The organism is Azospira restricta, assembly GCF_016858125.1.
Lineage (GTDB): Bacteria > Pseudomonadota > Gammaproteobacteria > Burkholderiales > Rhodocyclaceae > Proximibacter > Proximibacter restrictus.
Genome location: NZ_CP064781.1, coordinates 3,249,554 through 3,265,261 on the forward strand (window position 1 = coordinate 3,249,554; position 15,708 = coordinate 3,265,261).

The following is a 15,708-nucleotide window of genomic DNA, read 5'->3' on the forward strand; positions in this document are numbered from 1 at the left end:
TGGGAAAACCTGGATGAACGGAACGCTCACGCCGCTGGCGCGGGCGTCGGAACCTTCGTGCCGGCCGGCAACGCCGCGCCATGCACGAGCTGGGCGACGTCGAGGATCAGCGCCACCTCGCCGCTGCCGAGAATGGTCGAGCCGGAAATGCCGCTGACCCCGGAAAAGAGCCGGCCGAGCGGCTTGATCACCGTCTGGCACTCGCCGAACAGGCGGTCGACGGCGATCCCCGCCTTGCGCCCGCCGAAGCGCACGACGACGATGTTCTGCCGCAGCGGCTCGTCGCCGGCGACGGCGAACACCCGGCGCAGGCGCAGGAAGGGCAGCACCTCGCCGCGCAGGTTCAGGTAGTCGGCGCCGGCGGCGCCGGCCGGCAGCTCGATGCATTCGACGACGGTGTCGAGCGGCACGATGAAGGTGGCCAGCCCGACGCCGACCTGGAAGCCGTCGATGATCGCCAGCGTCAGCGGCAGGCAGATGCGCATCGTCGTCCCCTGCCCCGGCCGGCTGTCGATGTCGAGCGTGCCGCGCAGCGCCTCGACGTTGCTCTTCACCACGTCCATGCCGACGCCGCGCCCGGACAGGTTGGTGACCTGCTCGGCGGTCGAGAAGCCGGGTTCGAGGATCAGGCGATGGATGTCGGCCGGCGCCAGGCTGGCATCGGCCGCCACCAGCCCCTTGGCGATCGCCTTCTGCAGGATGCGCTCGCTGTTCAGTCCGCCGCCGTCGTCGGCGACCTCGATGACGATGCTGCCCGACTCGTGGTAGGCATTCAGCGACACCGTGCCGCGCGCCGGCTTGCCGGCCGCGGTGCGCCGCTCCGGCGGCTCGATGCCGTGGTCGATGGCGTTGCGCACGAGGTGCATCAGCGGGTCGCCGATGCGCTCGACCATCGACTTGTCGAGCTCGGCGTCGGCGCCGCTGATCGCCAGTTCGATGTCCTTGCCGAGCTCGCGGGCGACGTCGCGGACGACGCGCGGGAAGCGGCCGAAGACCTCGCCGATCGGCGTCATGCGCAGGCGCAACGCCGAGTCGCGCACGTCCTCGACCAGCCGCAGCAGGTTCGACGCCGCCTCCTGCAGCTCGCGCTGGTTCGCCCGCTTCGCCTGCAGCTGTGTCGCCGCGCCGGCGATCACCAGCTCGCCGACCTGGTCGATCAGGGCGTCGAGCCGGTCGGCGGGGATCTTCATGCTCTTCGCCTCGCTGCTGCGCCGCTCCTCGACCTTCTTCTGCTGCGCCAGCGCAGCATCGACCAGCGCCGGCTGCACCGCGCCCTGGCCGACCAGCATCTCGCCCAGTCGCACCGGCGGCGCGGCTTCCTGCTGCGCGGCAAGCGCACGCGCCAGCTCGTGTTCGGTGACGCTGCCGCAGGCGACGAGCAGTTCGCCGAGGCGGAACTTGTCCTCGCCGGACTCCTCGATCAGCGCCAGGAAATCGTCCAGGCGGCTGTGCGGCGGCAGAATCGTGATCCGCGCCTGGTCGAGCACGAACTCGAAGACGCCCTCGATTTCCGCCTTGCTGGCGCCGCTCTTCAGCGCCACCTCGAAGCCGAGGTAGCACAGCTCCGGGTCGAGCGCGGCGAGATCGGGCAGCATGTCGGCCACCGTCTCGAGATGCACCACGGTGCCGAGACTGCCGAGAAAGTGGATCATTGCCAGCGGATCGAAGCCGGACTGAAGCACCTCGCGCTCGAAGCGCAGCGACAGGTGCCAGCAGTCGTTGCCGAGCGGCCCGCCGCCGCTCGCCTCGACCGCCACCAGCGGCGCCGCGACGGTCGCCGGCAGGTCCGCAGGGCGCGCGCCGCCGCCGGCGGCGCGCAGGCCATCGAGCAGCGCCGGCGCGGGCGGCGCCTCGCCGCCGGCGGTGGCCGCCGCGACCAGCGCCGCCATGTGGTCGCGCGCTTCGAGCAGCAGGCCGACCAGCGCCGGCGTGAACGCCAGTTCGCCCTGGCGCAGGCGGTCGAGCACCGTCTCCACCTCGTGCGTGAAGCGCACCACCGGGTCCAGCCCGAACAGCCCGGCCGAGCCCTTGATCGTGTGCGCGCAGCGGAACAGCGCGTTCATCTCCTCGCCCTCGAGCGCGTCGCTCTCGGCGCGCAGAAGGATGCGCTCCATGTCGGCGAGGAGGTCGCGACTCTCGTCGAAGAAGGTCGCCAGTGCCTGCGAGAGGTCCATGGTCACGCCCTCCCGTCGGAGGCGCGGAACAGCAGCGGGTCGCCGAGCTGCTGTCCGAGGTTGGCGAGCTCGAGCAGGCTCAGCACCGCCGCCGAGTGGTTGACGAAGCGCACCGTCCTGCCGGCGCAGCGCTTCGCGGCGAGCATGATCTGCAGCCCGGCGCTGTCCATCTCCTCGACGCCGGCGAGGTCGACCTCGGTTTCGTCGTGGCCGAGCACGGCGACGCCGAGCGCATCGCCGACCTCGGCGGCATTGGCGACGGTCAGGTCGCCGTCGATGACGACGCGGCACGCACGGCCGGCTTCTTCGATACGCAAGCCCATGGTCCGCTCCTCACATCACCAGTTTCGACACCGCCGCCAGCATCTGCTGCGGCTGGAAGGGCTTGACCACCCAGGCCTTGGCGCCGGCGTCCTGGCCGGCCGCCTTCTTGTCCTCGCCGGCCTCGGTGGTGAGCATGATCACCGGCGTGAAGCGGTAGCCGGCGTTCTTCTTCATCTCGCGCACGAAGCTCAAGCCGTCCATGTGCGGCATGTTGACGTCGGAGATGACGAGATGGATCTTCTGCCCGGTCAGCTTGCCCAGCGCGTCGCGGCCGTCGCTGGCCTCGATCACGTCGTAGCCGGCGCCCTTCAGGGTCAGCGCCACCACCTGCCGCAGCGACGCCGAATCATCGACGATCAGGATCGTTTTCGACATGGAATGTCCTCCTGCTAGAAAAAGGTGATGCCTTGCGGCGAGGCGCCCTTGCCCGAATCGAGGGTGTGCTGCTCGAGCGTCGTGTAGGTCTGTTCCAGTTGCCGGATCCAGCCGTCGACGTCGATCGCCGGCGGCACGGCGGACTGCCGGGCCAGCGCCTCGTCGGCCGCGACCCGTTCGCCGAGCCGCGCCATGTCGCCGCGCACCGCCGACAGGATCTGGCTGACGCGGTCCTGGAACTGCAGCTGGACGATGACGCCCTCGACCTGGTGCTGCACCGCGGCGCTGTCCTCCTCGAGGCGCGCCGAGGCATCGGCCAGCGTCGACAGCGTGTCGTTGAAGCCCGCCAGCACGCGGCCGATCGACGCCTCGGCGTCGCGCACCAGGTTCTGGTCGCTCTGCGCCATGCGGTCGGCCGCGGCCAGCGCCTCGCTCATCGCGCGGCTGGCGGTGTCGACGCGGTCGCGGATGTTGGCACCGGTCTTGCCGGAGAGGTCGGAGAGCTTGCGCACCTCGTCGGCGACGACCGCGAAGCCGCGCCCGGTCTCGCCGGCGCGCGCCGCCTCGATCGCCGCATTCAACGCGAGCAGGTTGGTCTGCTTGGCGATTTCGCCGACCTCGTTCGCCATCTGCTTCAGCTCGTCGGTCAGCGCTGCCAGCCGCGAAACCGACTCGAGCAGGACCTGCTTCTCGTCGAGGGCGACGTTCAGCGCCGCGATGGTCGAGCGCAGCTCGTCGCGGGCATCGTCGATCACCGCCAGCACGCCGCGCTCGCCGCCGGCGGCAGCGCGCGATTCGCTGAGCGCGTCGCGCAGGCGGGCAAGGATCTCGTCGAATTCCAGGGTCAGTGCCGTCACCGCCTGTTCGGTCTGCGCGCGCGACACCTCGATATGGCCCGACCAGCGCCGGGCGGTCTCGCCGACCAGGCGGCGCAGGTCGCCGGCGTAGGCGGCGATTTCGCCGCAGGCCGAGACCTTGGCACGGGCGATGTCGGCGTAGGCTGCCGCCTGTTGCCGGTCGCGCGCCCGGGCGCGGGCGGAGGCGAGGACGCCGGCGGCGGCGAGGAGCAGCGCCCCGACCCAAGCCGCCGGGCCGTCGGCAAGCAGCAGCACGACAACGCCGCCGGCAATGCCGATCAGCGCCGCATCGGGAACGGACACGCCGTCGCCCTGCGCCGTCGGCAGCGGCATCGCGCCGACCAGACTATCCGTGGCTTGCATCGTTGATCCCCCTTGAAGACGGCAGGCGACTGCCGGTACGCCACCAATCTAGTGGCAGACCGATGTCATCGCCATTGGAGAAAACCCGGTGCGGGCACCGGGGTTTTCCCGGAGGGGATCAGGCGGGCGGGAGCAGCCCGAGGGTCGCGGCGACGGCCGCCAGCTCGCTGGAGGTGCCGACCTGCATCTTGCCGAGGATGCGGCTGCGGTATTCGTCGACGGTCTTCACGGTGATGCCGAGGTCGGCCGCGATCTGCTTGCTGCGGCGGCCGCCGGCGACATGGACGAGGATCTCGCGCTCGCGCGGCGTCAGCTGCTCGAGGCGCTGGCGGCTCGCCGCCTGCTGCACCGGCGGCGGCGCCTGCCGCGCCGCCGCGGCTGACAGTACCGACTGCACGGCGTCGATCAGCACCTGGTCGCGGAAGGGCTTGGTCAGGAAGTCGACGGCGCCGCGCTTCATCGCGTCCACCGCCATCTCGATATCGCCGTGGCCGGTGATGAAGATCACCGGCGCCGCGATGCCCAGCTCCTTCATCCGCCGCTGCGCCTCGATGCCCGACAGCCCGGGCATGCGGATGTCCATCACCAGGCAGCGGTAGGACGAGGCTTCCGGTGCGGCAAGGAAATCCTGCGCCGAGGCGAAGGTATGCGCGGCGATGCCGATGCTGTCGAGGACGACGACGATCGCCTCGCGCGTCGCCGCATCGTCGTCGACGACGGCGACCGGAACGGTACTGCTGTCGCTCATGAGCTGTCCCTCTCCATCGAAGCCGCGACCTCCGCGAGCGGAGGCGCGGCGAACGCCGCCGCATCGTCGCCCTTGCACTCGCCATCGACGGGAACGGAGAACGAAAACACCGTGCCGCCCCCTTCGCGTGCCGCAGACCACAGGCGGCCGCCGTGGCGGGCGACGATCGACTGCGTGATCGACAGGCCGAGGCCGAGGCCGTCGGGCTTGGTCGTGAAGAACGGCTGGAAGACGTCGCAGGCGACCTGGCTGGGCAGGCCGCAGCCGCGGTCGGCGACGTCGACGACGACCTGCGCGCCGTCGATGCGCGCGCGCACGAGGATGCTGCGCGGGTGTTCGCTGTCGGCCATCGACTGGATCGAGTTGCGCAGCAGGTTGAGCAGCGCCTGCTCGATCAGCACCCGGTCGACGCGCACCGGCAGCGGCACCTCCGGCAGCTCGACTTCGAAGCCGATGCCCTGCACCCGGTTGTCGAGGCGCACCCATTCCAGGCTCTCGTCGATCAGCGCGCGCAGGTCGAGCGCCACCGGGTCGAGCTGGCCGTGCCGCGAGAACTGCCGCATCCGCCACACCACCTGACCGGCGCGCAGCGTCTCGTTCTCGATGCGCACCGCCAGTTCGCGCAGCTCGGGATGGTCCGCCGCCTTGCGCACGAGCACCCCGGCGTAGCTGGCGACGACGCCGAGCGGCTGGTTGACCTCGTGCGCGATCGCCGACGCCATCTCGCCCAGCGCCAGCAGGCGGTCGGCATGCGACAGGCGGTCGAGCTGGGCGTCGATCATCTTCTGCCGCAGCTTGCGCTGCGTGATGTCGCGGGTGGTGCCGATGATCTTCGTCGGCCGGCCGTCGCCGTTCCGCTCCATCGTCCGGCAGCGGTAGCTGACCCAGATCTGCTCGCCGTCGGCGCGGCGCAGCCGGCATTCGCCGTCGAGCTCGTCGGCGTGGCCGGCGAGCATCTCGCGGAAGCCGATGCTGACCTCGGGCAGATCCTCGGTGAAGAAGGCGGCGCCATGCTCTTCCTGGCTGGCAAGTACGGCGCTGTCGGGCAGGCCGAGCATCGACAGCCAGCGCGGCGAGCGGTAGATCGTCCGCTCGTCCACCCGCCACTCCCACAGCGCGTCGCCGTGGCCCTCGATCGCGAAGCGCCAGCGCTCCTCGCTCTGCCGCAGGCGCTGCTCGATCTCGACGCGGCGGCGGATGTCGCGGCGCGAGACGATCAGCCGGTACTCGCCGTCGATCACGATGCGGCGCGCCGACAGCGAGGTGGCGATCTCGTCGCCGCGCTTGTTGCGGAACACCGACTGCAGGTCGTCGATGGCGCCGCCGCGCACGATCAGCTCGCGCACCGCGCGCCGCTGGGCGTCGTTTCCCCACAGCTGGTGCGAGGAGGTGCGCGTCCCGATCAATTCCTCGGCCGACGACGCGGCCAGCTCGCAGTAGGCGCGATTGACGGCAATGAAGACGCCGTCGAGCTCGCAGGTGGTGATCGCGATGGCGTCCGGGAGGTGCTCGAGGAGGACGACGAAGGATTCGCGGTTGGCGCGGCCGACATGCTCGGCGCAGCGCAACGCGTGGATGTCGCGATGTACGCCGAGCATGCGCACCGGCTTCCCGCTTTCGCGCTCGACTACCCGGCCGTGCGCGGCGACCCAGCACCAGTCGCCGTTCTTGCCGCGCATCCGGTAGTCGGCGGAATACGATTCGGTCTCGCCGGAGAGGCAGGCGGCGAGCGCCGCGAAGACCCGACCGTAGTCCTCCGGGTGGATGCGCGACGACCAGAAGCCATCCGTTTCGGCCTCGCCGTCGGCCGGCGCGTAGCCGAGCATGCGGTACCAGTTCTCCGAGCGGAACTGCCGCCCGCTCAGCAGGTTCCACTCCCAGACGCCGTCGCCGCCGATCTCCACCGCGTTGCGCCAGCGCAGGTTGCCGTCCTCGCCGCCGCCGTCCACTTCCCTGGCGAAGAGAAAGACCGGTGACTCGTCGTCGGGGAAATCCAGGCGCAGTTCGAGGCGGAGCAGGCCGCCCCCCTTGCGCCGATGGATGCGGAGCAGAATCTGCGAACGACCGGCGCCGAAGGCGTCGGTGGTCGAGCGGGGTTCGTCGGAAAGGAAGCGCAGCTCGCGCCCGAGCAGTTCGCTGCACCGATAGCCGTGCAGCGCGCAGAAGGCCGGGTTGGCGTGGAGGATCTCGCCGCCGCGGGAGAGGAGCGCCAGCGGCTCGGCGGCGGCGTCCGCGAGCCGGGTCAGCGTCTTATCGACGGCACGGTGCCGGGCAGGCATGGCTCACGGCCGGCAGCGATGGCGAGGGGGAATTCACGTGCATTTCCCTTTCCTGGCAGGTCGAGCGTACGGGAGGCGGCGGACGGCGGCGTCGCCGCAGCGGCGCCGGCCGGGATTCCGGCGCATCATAAACCGAAGCCGCGCGATATGCCAATCGCGTCAAAATGAAGCGCAGCGGAATATTTTCCCGGCCGCCAGCGCGCCGGTCAGCGCGCCTGCCCCTTCTTCTTCGCCTCGGCGTCGAGTCGCCGCAGGTGCGCGAGCTTCTCGCCGATCTTCGTCTCCAGCCCGCGCTCGACCGGCCGGTACCAGCGCTGCGGCTTCATGCCGTCGGGGAAGTAGGTTTCGCCCGCCGCATAGCCCTCGGCCTCGTCGTGCGCGTAGCGGTACTCCTTGCCGAAGCCCATCTCCTTCATCAGCTTCGTCGGCGCGTTGCGCAGGTGCAGCGGCACCGGCCGCGAGCCGTCCTCGGCGATGAAGGCGCGCACCGCGTTGTAGGCGTTGTAGGCGGCGTTCGATTTGGCCGCGACGGCAAGGTAGACGACGGCGTTGGCCAGCGCCAGCTCGCCTTCCGGCGAACCGAGGCGCTCGTAGGTTTCGGCCGCACTCAATGCGATCTCGGCGCCGCGCGGATCGGCCAGCCCGATATCCTCCCAGGCCATGCGCACGATGCGCCGGGCGAGGTAGCGCGGGTCGGCGCCACCGTCGAGCATGCGGCAGTACCAGTACAGCGCGGCGTCCGGGTCGGAGCCGCGCACCGACTTGTGCAGCGCCGAGATCTGGTCGTAGAAGGCGTCGCCGCCCTTGTCGAAGCGGCGCAGCTGCTGCGCCAGCGTGGCGTTCACGAAATCGCCGTCGACCGTGTCGCGGCCGGCGGCCTGCGCCGCGGTGCGGATCTGTTCGAGCAGGTTGAGGAGCTTCCTCGCATCGCCGTCGGCGACGCCGCACAGGCGCCCGCGCGCCGCCTCGTCGAACGAGAGGCCGGCGAGCGCGGTGCTCGCCGCGCGGTCGAAGAGCTGCCCCATCTCGTCTGCGGAAAGCGACTGCAGCGTATAGACCGAGGCGCGCGAGAGCAGCGCCGAATTGACCTCGAACGACGGGTTCTCGGTGGTGGCGCCGACGAAGGTCACCAGCCCGGACTCGACGAAGGGCAGGAAGGCGTCCTGCTGCGCCTTGTTGAAGCGGTGCACCTCGTCGACGAAGAGGATGGTGCGCCGCCCCTGCCCGCGCGTGATCTCGGCGCGGGCGATCGCCTCGCGGATTTCCTTGACGCCGGAGAGCACAGCGGAGAGCGCGATGAAGTCGGCGTCGAAGGCATCCGCCATCAGCCGCGCCAGCGTCGTCTTGCCGACGCCTGGCGGCCCCCAGAAGATCATCGAATGCGGCTGCCCGGCCTCGAACGCGAGCCGGAGCGGCTTGCCCGGCCCGAGCAGGTGCGACTGGCCGACCACCTCGGCTAGCGTCTTCGGCCGCAGTTGTTCGGCGAGCGGGGCGAAGGGGCTGCCCGGCGCCTCGTCGGCGGGGGTCGAGAAAAGGTCGGTCATTTCGGTGAACTCGACGGCATGCCTAGCCGCGCTTCAGCTCGCGGTAGAAATTCTCGTGCGATCCGAGCAGAAGCAGCAGGCGGGTTGTCGGATCGTACTCGTAAGCGAGGAGCATCAGCTGCCCGCAGCACTTGAACTTGTAGACGAAGACGCCGGCCAGATCGCCCTTCTTCGCCTCGCCCAGCGTCGGATCGGCAACGATGGCGCCGACCGCGTCATCGACGTCCGCCTTCTGGTTTGCATGCAGGCGCTTGTAGGCCCGACGGAAGGACGCGCTCTGGACGACCTGAATGGTCATCGTGCGTCGCGCCGGCCTTCCGGAACGAAGGGCGTCGCCAGCGACGGCCCCTCGGCGCGCGCCACCAGCAGGTCGCGCACGAAGTCGATCGGCAGGTCGGGGTTGTCGAGCGCAGCCTTGCCGACCATCGCCCAGAACTCGATCTGCCCGGCGATGGTGCGGCGCTCGGCCTGCGCCTGCGCTTTCGCCTGCTCGTAAAGGGTGTCGTCGATGCGTACCGGCATGCCCATGCTTCACCTCGAATCAAATTGCTACTTTTGTAGCAACACTATAGCCGGCTACGCAACGCGGAGCAAGAAATCACTCGCCGAGCACGTCCGCCCCCTTCGGCGGCGTAAAGCGGAAGTGGGCGGCGGCGAGCGGCGGGTTCTTCTCGACCTTGGAGAAGACGAGCGAGGTCTGCTGGCCGAAGCTGTCGGTCAGCTCCATCGCGCGCAGCTCGGCGCCGGCAAAGCCGATGCGCACCTTCTCGAAGCCGGTGTCCCTGCTCTTCGGCGTCGCCGCCAGCCATTCCAGGCCGTCCTTCGCGCCATCGTCCTTCAGGGCGAAGTGCTGTTCGAGTGCGGCGACGCCCTCGCCGGCGAGCAGCGCGGCCGGCGAACCGGCGAGCGCGGCGCCCTGCTTCCTGACCGTCACCTGGTTCAGCTCGGGGTCGTGCAGCCAGACCTTCTCGCCGTCGCCGACGATCAGCTGCGGGTAGGGCTTGTCGATCTGCCAGCGGAACTTGTGCGGCCGCGCGATGGCCATGCTGCCCGAGGAGAACTGCGGCTTCCTGCCGTTCTTCGGCAGCACCGTCTGCGCGAAGTCGGCGCGCAGCAGTTTGGTCGTTTCGAGGAAGGCGCGCAGGCGGTCGACGGCGTCGGCGTCGGCGGCGGTCGCCGCCAGCGCGAAAAAGAGTCCGAACAGCGAGCGAAACATCATTCCTCCGCGCATCACTCTTCCGCTTTCCGCGCCAGCACTTCGCGGCCGCCGCGGCCGTCCATCGCCGACACCAGGCCGGCTTTCTCCATCGCCTCGATCAGCCGCGCCGAGCGGTTGTAGCCGATGCGCAGGTGGCGCTGCACCAGCGAGATCGACGCGCGGCGGTTCTTCAGCACGATATCGACGGCCTGGTCGTAGAGCGGGTCGCTCTCGGCATCGCCGGCGTCGCCGCCCTCGCCGCCTTCGTCGTCGTCGCCGCCGGCGCCGGTCAGCACGCCGTCGACGTACTCCGGCACGCCGGCCTTCTTCAGGTAGTCGACGACCTGGTGCACCTCCTCGTCGGCGACGAAGGCGCCATGCACCCGCGTCGGGTAGCCGGTGCCCGGCGCCAGCCACAGCATGTCGCCCTGGCCGAGCAGCGCCTCGGCGCCCATCTGGTCGAGGATGGTGCGCGAGTCGATCTTCGACGACACCTGGAACGAGATGCGGGTCGGGATGTTGGCCTTGATCAGGCCGGTGATCACGTCGACCGACGGCCGCTGCGTCGCCAGGATCAGGTGGATGCCGGCGGCGCGCGCCTTCTGCGCCAGACGGGCAATGAGTTCCTCGACCTTCTTGCCGACGACCATCATCAGGTCGGCCAGCTCGTCGATCACCACGACGATGAACGGCAGCGTGGACAGCGGTTCCGGCGCCTCGGGGGTCAGCGACAGCGGGTTCGGGATCTTCTCGCCGCGCTTCTCGGCGTCCTTGATCTTGCTGTTGAAGCCGACGAGGTTGCGGACGCCCAGCGCGCTCATCAGCTTGTAGCGCTTCTCCATCTCGCCGACGCACCAGTTGAGCGCGTTCGCCGCCTGCTTCATGTCGGTGACGACCGGCGCCAGCAGGTGCGGGATGCCCTCGTAGATCGACAGTTCGAGCATCTTCGGGTCGACCATGATCAGGCGCACCTTCTCCGGCTCGGACTTGTAGACCATCGACAGGATCATCGCGTTGATGCCCACCGACTTGCCCGAGCCGGTGGTGCCGGCGACCAGCAGGTGCGGCATCTTGGCGAGGTCGGCGACCACCGGCTGGCCGCCGATGTCCTTGCCGAGCGTCAGGGTCAGCGGAGAAGCCATGTCCTGGTAGGCCTTGCTCGAAACGATCTCGGACAGGCGCACCGTCTGCCGCTTCGGGTTCGGCAGCTCGAGCGCCATGCACGACTTGCCGGGCACCGTCTCGACGACGCGGATCGAAACGAGGGCCAGCGCCCGGGCGAGGTCGCGCGCGAGGTTAACGATCTGCGCCCCCTTTACGCCGACCGCCGGCTCGATTTCGTAGCGGGTGATCACCGGCCCGGGGTAGGCGGCGACGACCTGCACCTGCACGCCGAACTCGGCGAGCTTCCTTTCGATCAGCCGCGACGTGAATTCCAGCGTCTCCGGGCTCGGCCGCTCGGTCTGCGCCGGCGCCGGCGCCAAGAGGTGCAGCGGCGGCAGCATGCCGCCCTCGACCGCCTCCGGGAACAGCGGCGTCTGCCGCTCGCGCTCGATGCGCTTCTCGACCTTCTTCGACACCTCGACCACCGGCTCCGGCATCTCGATGACGATCGGCTCGTGCTGCTCGACCCGCTCGCGCTCGACCTCGACCTCGACTTCGCGCTCGCGCGCGACTTCGCGGCCGATGCGGCGGTCCTGCCAGGTTTCGATCAGGCTGCGCACGCCGAGATAGGCCCCTTCGAGCAGCGTGCCGACGCGCTCGGCGGCCCCCAGCCAGGACATCCCGGAGAACAGGCTCCAGCCGACCGCGACCAGCGCGATCAGCGCCAGCGTGCCGCCGGTGAAGCCGAGCGTGCGCATCGCCAGCCCGCCCAGCTCGTGGCCGATCATGCCGCCCGGGGCGAGCGGCAGCGCGATCTTCAGCGAGTGGAAGCGCAGCGCCTCGAGCGCGCTGCTCGAGGCGAGCAGCAGCAGGTAGCCGGAGAGCGCGATCGCCAGCGGCCGGCGGTCGCCGGCGCGCAGGCCGTCAAGGCGGCGGTAGCCCCACCAGACGATGGCCGCGCACAGCATCACCCACCACCAGGCGGAGATACCGAAGATGTACAGCAGCAGGTCGGAGATCCACGCGCCGGCGCGGCCGGCCGGGTTGTGCAGCGTCGAGCTGAAGACGGCGCGCGACCAGCCCGGGTCTTCCGGGTGGTAGCCGAAGAGCGACAGCGAGAGGAAGCCGGCGAGCACCACCAGGGCGAGCCAGCGCGATTCCTGCAGGACGAGCGCGATCTTCTCGGGCAGCGGGCTCGGCGCGTCGGCGCGCCGTTCGATGGTCTTGGTCGTCAATGAAGTCGGTACGCCAGGGAGTGCGGATACGGCCGGATTATACCCCCCGGCCGCGGCGCCTCCGCAGCCGATGCGGGCCGGCCGCCGTCGCCCGCGAATCCCCGCTGCGGACGGCCGCCGGCCGACGACGCTCCGGCCGCCCGGCGACCTCGCTATAATTTACGGCTTACCCAACCAGCCAACCAGAAGACGATCATGACCCAGACCACTCGCCACTGCCGCCTGCTGATCCTCGGTTCCGGCCCCGCCGGCTACTCCGCCGCCGTCTACGCCGCCCGCGCCAACCTGAAGCCGGTGCTGGTCACCGGCATGGCCCAGGGCGGCCAGCTGATGACCACGACCGACGTCGACAACTGGCCGGCGGACGCCGACGGCGTGCAGGGTCCGGACCTGATGGCGCGCTTCCAGAAGCACGCCGAGCGCTTCGAGACCGAGATCGTCTTCGACCACATCCACACCACGCACCTCGCCGAAAAGCCGATCCGCCTGGTCGGCGACTCGGCCACCTACACCTGCGACGCGCTGATCATCGCCACCGGCGCCTCGGCGCAGTACCTCGGCCTGCCCTCGGAAGAGAAGTTCTCCGGCCGCGGCGTCTCGGCCTGCGCCACCTGCGACGGCTTCTTCTACCGCAACCAGCAGGTCGCCGTCGTCGGCGGCGGCAACACCGCGGTCGAGGAGGCGCTGTACCTCGCCAACATCGCCCGCCACGTCTCGCTGATCCACCGCCGCGACAAGTTCCGCGCCGAGAAGATTCTGGTCGACAAGCTCAACCGCAAGGTCGAGGAAGGCAAGATCAGCCTGGTGCTCGACTCGACGCTGGACGAAGTGCTCGGCGACAACACCGGCGTCACCGGCGTGCGCGTGAAGAGCACCAAGCACGGCGACACCAAGGAGCTGAAGCTGACCGGCGTCTTCATCGCCATCGGCCACAAGCCGAACACCGACATCTTCGCCGGCCAGCTCGAGATGGAAAACGGCTACATCGTCACCAAGGGCGGCCGCGAGGGCGACGCCACCGCGACCAACATCCCCGGCGTGTTCGCCGCCGGCGACGTGCAGGACCACGTCTACCGCCAGGCGGTCACCTCGGCCGGCACCGGCTGCATGGCCGCGCTCGACGCCGAGCGCTACCTGGACGCGCTCGGCCTGGCCTGAACCACGGAGTAGCGCATGAGCCGGCGCCCCAAGGACTCCCCCTTCGGGGCGCTCGCCGCGCTGCGCGGCCGCCTCGCGCCGCCGCCGACCGGCAAACCCGAGGCGCGCCCGCTGCCGCCGGCGGCCGCGGCCGACGACGCGGATGCCGCCGCCCTCTTCCATGCCGCGCTCGGCAACGTCACGCCGCTGCCGGCCGACGACCACGCCGCCATCGAGCGCCCGCGCCCGGCGCCGCTGCCGCGCCCGCGCGGCGAGGAGGCGGAACCCGAGCCGGCGCGCCGCGCGCCGGCGCCCGACCCGAACGATGCCGCCGCCCTCTTCCGCCACGAGATGGCCGACGTCACCCGCCTGTCCGACCACGGCCGCGTCGAGATCGGCCGCCGCCGCGCGCACGCCATCGTCGCCACGCTGCCCGCCGCGCTGACCGCGGACGCCCGCCCGGCGCCGGTCGACGAGCCCTGGCTGCCCGACGACGTCGACGACCCGGCGGCGCTGTTCCGCCATGCCGTCGGCGCCGCCGCGCCGCTGCCCGACGCGAACCGCGCCGAACTGGCGCGCCCCGCGCCGGCGCCGCACCCGCGCCAGCGCGAGGAGGACGAGGCGGCGGTGCTGCGCGAGGCGATCGCCGCGCCGCTCTCCTTCGAGGACCGCATCGACATCGGCGACGAGGGCGTGCACCTGCGCGACGGCCTGCCGCGGCGCGTGCTCACCGACCTGCGCCGCGGCCGCTGGGTGGTGCAGGCCGAGCTCGACCTGCACGGGCTGACCCGCGACGAGGCGCGCAGCGCGCTCGGCCATTTCCTGCACGACGCGCTCGAACACGGCTACCGCTGCGTGCGCCTGATCCACGGCAAGGGCCTCGGCTCGCCGGGGCGCGAACCGGTGCTGAAGCACCTCTCGCGCGGCTGGCTGATGCAGCGCGAGGAAATCCTCGCCTTCTGCCAGGCGCGCCCGCACGACGGCGGCGAAGGCGCGCTGCTGGTGCTGCTGCGCGCGCCGCGCAATACCGAGCGGCCCTAGGCCACAACCACCGACACGACCATGATCCAGAACGAAGACATCATCGGCGACGAGCTGAAGAACTACATCCATGCGCTGTTGAAGGCGATGGTGCAGCACGGCGGCTCCGACCTGTTCATCTCGAAGGACTTCCCGCCGACGATGAAGATCCACGGGACGATGAAGGCGCTGTCGTCGCAGAAGCTCTCCGCCGACGTCTCGAAGAAGCTGGCGTGGATCCTGATGAACCGCGACCAGCGGACCGAATTCGAGCGCGAGATGGAATGCAACTTCGCGATCTCGCTGCCCGGCATCGCCCGCTTCCGCGTCAACGTCTTCGTCCAGCAGCAGGCCGTGGGCATGGTCATCCGCACCATCACCAGCGAAATCCCGAACTTCGAGAAACTGGGCCTGCCGCCGGTGCTGAAGGACGTGATCATGGCCAAGCGCGGCCTCGTGCTGGTCGTCGGCGGCACCGGCTCCGGCAAGTCGACGACGATGGCGGCGATGATCGACCACCGCAACAGCACGGCGCCCGGCCACATCATCACCGTCGAGGACCCGGTCGAGTACGTGCACACCTCCAAGCAATGCCTGATCACGCACCGCGAGGTCGGCGTCGACACGATGTCCTGGCACGCCGCGCTGAAGAACACGCTGCGCCAGGCGCCCGACGTCATCCTGATCGGCGAGATCCGCGACCTGGAGACGATGGAGCACGCGCTGGCCTTCGCCGAGACCGGCCACCTGTGCATGGGCACGCTGCACGCCAACAACGCCAACCAGACGCTGGACCGCATCGTCAATTTCTTCCCCGACGAGCGCAAGCCGCAGGTGCTGATGGACATCGCCTCCAACCTCAAGGCGGTCGTCTCGCAACGCCTCGTCCGCTCGCAGGACGGCAAGCGCAAGGCGGCGATCGAGATCCTGCTGAACACCGCGACGGTCGCCGAACTGCTGTCCAAGGGCCAGTCGGCGGCGATCAAGCCGATCATGGACAAGAGCCGCCAGCTCGGCATGCAGACCTTCGACCAGGCCCTCTTCGACCTCTACGACCAGGGCCACATCAGCTACGACGAAGCCATCCGCAACGCCGACTCGACCAACGAGCTGCGGCTGGCGATCAAGCTGAAGAGTAAGCGCGGGGAGCCGTCGACGGCGAGCGGCATGTCGCTGTCGATCGAGGAGGAAAAGAAGGAAGAGAAGGCCGAGGGCGAAGAGGAAGAGAAGAAGTAATGACGCCTGCCGCGTTTCGGGTTACGTCTAGCGGCCGGTAGTCAGTTTGTCGGCCTTTGCTGCCAGTGAGATGCTTGGGGTGATGGGGCTGCTATGTGACCGAAACCAGCCACA

General features: G+C 70.0%; 14 protein-coding genes. 3 read left to right on the plus strand and 11 right to left on the minus strand.

Features of this window, described 5'->3' with window-relative positions:
* Positions 1-26: 26 nt before the first annotated feature.
* The 11 genes from IWH25_RS15530 to IWH25_RS15580 form a co-directional block, all read right to left on the minus strand.
* On the minus strand, positions 27-2,174 hold the full coding sequence (locus IWH25_RS15530; RefSeq protein ID WP_203386671.1) for a chemotaxis protein CheA: 2,148 nt from the start codon (positions 2,172-2,174) through the stop codon (positions 27-29).
* Between the two features lie 2 nt (positions 2,175-2,176).
* Entirely contained in the window at positions 2,177-2,497 is a 321-nt protein-coding gene (locus tag IWH25_RS15535; protein WP_203386672.1) for an STAS domain-containing protein, read from the minus strand.
* A gap of 10 nt (positions 2,498-2,507) precedes the next feature.
* Positions 2,508-2,873, minus strand: a complete 366-nt coding sequence (locus tag IWH25_RS15540) for a response regulator (RefSeq protein WP_203386673.1) — start codon at positions 2,871-2,873, stop codon at positions 2,508-2,510.
* Positions 2,874-2,887: 14 nt separating this feature from the next.
* The gene (locus IWH25_RS15545) at positions 2,888-4,093 is read right to left on the minus strand and encodes a methyl-accepting chemotaxis protein (RefSeq protein WP_203386674.1); all 1,206 of its coding nucleotides are present in this window, start codon (positions 4,091-4,093) and stop codon (positions 2,888-2,890) included.
* 118 nt (positions 4,094-4,211) lie between these two features.
* Positions 4,212-4,841 carry a response regulator transcription factor gene (locus IWH25_RS15550; protein WP_203386675.1) on the minus strand — a complete coding sequence of 210 codons (630 nt, stop codon included), beginning with the start codon at positions 4,839-4,841 and terminating at the stop codon, positions 4,212-4,214.
* Positions 4,838-7,120 (minus strand): PAS domain-containing protein, encoded by a 2,283-nt coding sequence (locus tag IWH25_RS15555; protein ID WP_203386676.1) that lies wholly within the window; start codon positions 7,118-7,120, stop codon positions 4,838-4,840. Before IWH25_RS15555 ends, IWH25_RS15550 begins: the two co-directional genes overlap by 4 nt.
* Positions 7,121-7,326: 206 nt before the next feature.
* The gene (locus IWH25_RS15560; RefSeq protein ID WP_203386677.1) at positions 7,327-8,664 is read right to left on the minus strand and encodes a replication-associated recombination protein A; all 1,338 of its coding nucleotides are present in this window, start codon (positions 8,662-8,664) and stop codon (positions 7,327-7,329) included.
* A gap of 22 nt (positions 8,665-8,686) precedes the next feature.
* Positions 8,687-8,962 carry a type II toxin-antitoxin system RelE/ParE family toxin gene (locus IWH25_RS15565; RefSeq protein WP_203386678.1) on the minus strand — a complete coding sequence of 92 codons (276 nt, stop codon included), beginning with the start codon at positions 8,960-8,962 and terminating at the stop codon, positions 8,687-8,689.
* Positions 8,959-9,192: a ParD-like family protein gene (locus IWH25_RS15570; protein ID WP_238998926.1), complete on the minus strand. Its 234-nt coding sequence runs from the start codon at positions 9,190-9,192 to the stop codon at positions 8,959-8,961. Before IWH25_RS15570 ends, IWH25_RS15565 begins: the two co-directional genes overlap by 4 nt.
* A gap of 70 nt (positions 9,193-9,262) precedes the next feature.
* Complete coding sequence (gene lolA / locus IWH25_RS15575) at positions 9,263-9,880, minus strand: outer membrane lipoprotein periplasmic chaperone LolA (RefSeq protein ID WP_238998927.1); 618 nt, start codon at positions 9,878-9,880, stop codon at positions 9,263-9,265.
* Between the two features lie 14 nt (positions 9,881-9,894).
* Positions 9,895-12,201, minus strand: coding sequence for a DNA translocase FtsK (locus tag IWH25_RS15580; protein ID WP_203386680.1), 2,307 nt, complete (start codon positions 12,199-12,201; stop codon positions 9,895-9,897).
* A gap of 195 nt (positions 12,202-12,396) precedes the next feature.
* Between IWH25_RS15580 and trxB the strand changes: the two genes are divergently transcribed.
* Genes trxB through IWH25_RS15595 form a run of 3 tightly spaced genes read left to right on the plus strand, consistent with a single transcriptional unit; the run spans position 12,397 to position 15,594 of the window.
* Positions 12,397-13,359: a thioredoxin-disulfide reductase gene (trxB, locus tag IWH25_RS15585; protein ID WP_203386681.1), complete on the plus strand. Its 963-nt coding sequence runs from the start codon at positions 12,397-12,399 to the stop codon at positions 13,357-13,359.
* A gap of 15 nt (positions 13,360-13,374) precedes the next feature.
* Entirely contained in the window at positions 13,375-14,379 is a 1,005-nt protein-coding gene (locus IWH25_RS15590; RefSeq protein WP_203386682.1) for a Smr/MutS family protein, read from the plus strand.
* A 21-nt stretch (positions 14,380-14,400) separates the two neighbouring features.
* Positions 14,401-15,594, plus strand: a complete 1,194-nt coding sequence (locus tag IWH25_RS15595; protein WP_203386683.1) for a PilT/PilU family type 4a pilus ATPase — start codon at positions 14,401-14,403, stop codon at positions 15,592-15,594.
* Positions 15,595-15,708: the final 114 nt, after the last annotated feature.